Consider the following 3803-nt stretch of genomic DNA (forward strand, 5'->3'; position numbering starts at 1 on the left):
GTGGCTTAATTTTACCGAACTGGTAAATCATTATCCCCCTGACAAACTGCGTGAATTCGCTGATGCCGCTAGTAAATTTGTGTAGATACCTATGGCTTTAGAGGGATGGGATGAGAAATATGTCTATTTTCAGCATCACTTTTATGTCAAAGATACGTTAATGGCCGTAGGGCTTACTAAATTTGTTTTAATAAATAAACAAGGCATACAACCGCCTTTAAGCATAGGAATGGAAGGTGAGAGCTTGACCGAAGTCATTGAAACTTGGAATGTAAATCAAATAGCGATTAAGTCTCAGTAAAGTTTGGCTTTGATAAAACTGGCTATATACCTGCTTTGATATTTGTTAGGATTAAGGGGATACCAGTTTTAGTTAATACTAAAAAAACATTTTCATAAAAAGGACACCACTATGAATCAGAAACTTAAATGGACCGACAGCTTAGATATCGCCATCGAACTTTATGAAAAGTTTCCAGATACTGACCCACAGTATATTCGTTTTACCGATTTGCACCGCTGGGTAACTGAGCTTGAGAACTTCGATGATGATCCAAATAAATCTAATGAAGGTATTTTAGAAGCCATTCAGATGAATTGGATTGATGAGGCGGATTAATCAAAACGCCTAAAACCTCTAACGCGCTTGCTTAAGCAGATTACTAAAAAAGCCTTGGCGTCATATTTGATACCAAGGTTTTATTTAAAACAATCTATTCTAAATATGTTTTATTACATTCAATACGTTTTTCTATATGTTTGTGCTCGTTTGTCTGGTTATGCAGCTAGTCAAAAAGAGCATCATGTCAAAGAGCATACTGTATAGAGCCAATTTAAAACTCTTTTGTAATACCCACTGTGAATGTACGTGGCATATTAGGACGTGCACCGTAAGGTGTGCGACTTACGATAGCCTGTTTGTCGGTGATATTTTCAACTTTGCCAAAGACTTTAGCCCCATAGCCAATCGGATAATGACTAATAACGTCGAACGTTAGAAGTGGATCAGTCTTGCTACGGGCATTATTAGTGCGATTACAGCCAACTGATTCACAGATACCATCAATATATTTCGCAGTCAAATAAGTATCCCAACCAGAGTCCATTTCAATACCAGTACGTACACTTGCTTGGTTTTTAGGAACAAGCGTTAAGCGATCACCATCACGAGTGTCTTGATAGTCCTCAGCAAGCTTTGCTTCAGTATAAGTATAGGTTGCACTAAGAGGGATAGTGTAGCCATCCCTATAAAATCGAGTGCCTGCCATCATCTCAATACCCGAAATTACAGCAGAGCTACTCTCTTTTTCAGTGCCTGATGTGCGTGTTCCGCAAGGAGAGTTTTCGCTACAGTTTTTGAGTACTGAATCAAAATCACTATAAAAAGCTACCGCTTCAAAATGACTATCACCACTGGTATAGCGTGTACCTAGTTCATAGTTAATACTCTCTTCTGGATCTTTGTCATCATCGTCAGAAACTCCTGCACCTAATGGACTAAAGCCTTTATGAACACCAGCAAGCAGTTGTAAGTTATCATTTATATGGTATGTGCCAGACAGTCCTGGAAGGAAAACAGATTGCTTATTCTTAACCTTCTTCTCACTATTTGTACCGACACCACGTGTTTCTTCAGTATCAATAAGTTCATAGCGTAAGGCTGCATTAAGCGTTAATGGATCTGATATTTGCCAGCTATCAGTTAACCAAAGGCTAACCGCATCTGCCTTTTCTTCTCGGTTATTGCTAGCATTAGGTGCTTTAGTCTTTTGGTAGATAAGTTGCCCATCAACCTGATTAAATATATCAGAGGGCTGATAACGAGTTACTTTGTCTTGATGATAACGAGCACCAATCTCGATAGAGTGTACGCCACCCGCGACTATATCAGTACTGTAGTTGGTTTGTACGCCAGTGCTCTTGTAAGTACGATCATTGGCTTTTACAGTAATATCGGCAAGATCTTCGGTACCATCGAGCTGTGCTTGAGTAATTTGATTTTTATAAAACTTTTTAATGACATTACCACTAAGCTTATACCAGTTTCTATGCGTTTTATTATGGTAGGCTGTTGTATGTATACTGCTATTATCATCAATTTGCCAATTATGTGTCAGATTAATACCAGTATGTTTATTATCCATTTTATCTAGGCCTGACATGGGATAACGATGGTTTGGGTCTTTATTAAAGTCCTCATCAGTTAATCCTAAATAAGTTTCATCACTCGACTTAATTGAATGTTGAATTTTGGCTGATAGGCTATGGTCTGGATTGACCTGATAGCGACCTTTTAACACATAATCTTGATTGTCATAGTCACCAATATCATTACCATTAATTTTTTTGTATCCCTTACCACGAGTTTGTACAGTTTCAATTAACCCTGCAAAGTCACCTTCTTGCATACCTGCATAAGCATGCAAGTCTATACCGCCACGATCGTTAACGGTGGCAGTAACTTTCCCCTCATTATCTGTGGGTATAGGTGTCGAAACATAGTTGATGACACCACCTGTAGTTTGTGGACCATACCTTAGTAATGGTGCACCTTTTAGTACCTCAACACCTGACATGCGTGACGCAGTAGGATGATAATAAGCAGCAGGTGCGGCATATGGGGCAGGCGCAATAGGCACACCATCTTCCATTAAATGAACTTTACTGCTTCGACCACCAATACCAGCACGAATACTAATATTTGGACGCAGCCCTAAGCCATCTTCTTCTGAAATATAAACACCAGGTACTGTCTTTAAAACTTGGTTAATATCAGTAATGTGCTCATTATTTAGTTGATCTTCATCGACATAATATCCTGATCCAGCGATTAGAGCAGCATCTTGCTTACTGCCAATAATTGTAATCTGATCTAATGTGATAGTAGCAGTAGGTTGTTCATTATTTAGAGACTGTTTATTTAAATCTTGTGCATAAACAGTTTGTAATGATAAGGCCAGTGAAGATAAAGCAAAGAGAGAAAAAGAGGTAAAGATATTAGGCATATAAATCAATCCATTGTTATGAAACTAAGGTTAATTAACTTAAAAATAAAAGCTAACAAGTTATTACAAGTTGTGTAAATACTTGTAAATATTTCTTAATAATAACGATAATCATTATCAAATACAATGAATATTATTTATACTGATAATTTAGTGCCATAAAAATTGAAAATGCTAATACTTGGGTTAGTCGATATTAGATGCGTGTATCAGTATATATTTAACAGTCGATGACCTATAGAAGGATGATCGATCATATCTTCACAGGAGGCGGAGGAGGTTAAGTTTGCAAAGCTATGAAAAACACCTATTGATCAAAAAATAAATGCTGATTCTGCTCAATCATCAGCAGATTATTGAGCAGAATCAGTAACCCAACGATTTATGATTAAAAATAACATTCGTTTAATTTTGGTGGGTTGCGCTTTGCTAAGTCACTCTACATTATTTACCAGTTAAGTTATTAGATTAATTCAATAAAAGTCAGGCAATTGGTGTAAGCTGTCCTTTAAGCTCAACCTCAAAGGTGCTCAATTGTCACTTTACAGATAAGGCTCCAAAAGGAATTATTATGAGTACCACTGTCAAAGAGCTACCCAATGGCATAGCTTGTCGAGGGATTAGTACTCGTACTACTAATCGAGCAGAATTAAATCCAGAGACGGCTAAAATTGGAGATCTGTGGCAAATCTTTTTTAGTACTTATCGGTGTTTGTCAACATAGTTGTCACCATTTAATGAATTAGGCGACTCTCATCTTATCAATCGATTTTGGCTCTTTTACTGGATTTAAAGTCG

3 protein-coding genes are annotated in these 3803 nt (G+C 37.3%); 2 read left to right on the top strand and 1 reads right to left on the bottom strand.

From position 1 onward, the window contains the following. Positions 1-412: 412 nt before the first annotated feature. Positions 413-619, top strand: coding sequence for a Fe-S cluster assembly protein IscX (gene iscX, locus G561_RS0113200; protein WP_028859955.1), 207 nt, complete (start codon positions 413-415; stop codon positions 617-619). A gap of 214 nt (positions 620-833) precedes the next feature. On the opposite strand, the gene G561_RS0113205 is transcribed toward iscX, so the two are convergent. Continuing rightward, positions 834-3005 (bottom strand): TonB-dependent receptor family protein, encoded by a 2172-nt coding sequence (locus G561_RS0113205; protein WP_037032555.1) that lies wholly within the window; start codon positions 3003-3005, stop codon positions 834-836. Positions 3006-3576: 571 nt separating this feature from the next. On the opposite strand from G561_RS0113205, the gene G561_RS15415 reads away from it, so the two are divergent. Beyond that, a complete protein-coding gene (locus G561_RS15415; RefSeq protein ID WP_155954130.1) occupies positions 3577-3729 on the top strand; it encodes a hypothetical protein in 153 nt (50 codons plus the stop codon). Positions 3730-3803 lie beyond the last annotated feature (74 nt).

This window comes from Psychrobacter phenylpyruvicus DSM 7000 = NBRC 102152, from assembly GCF_000685805.1.
GTDB classification, from domain to species: domain Bacteria; phylum Pseudomonadota; class Gammaproteobacteria; order Pseudomonadales; family Moraxellaceae; genus Psychrobacter; species Psychrobacter phenylpyruvicus.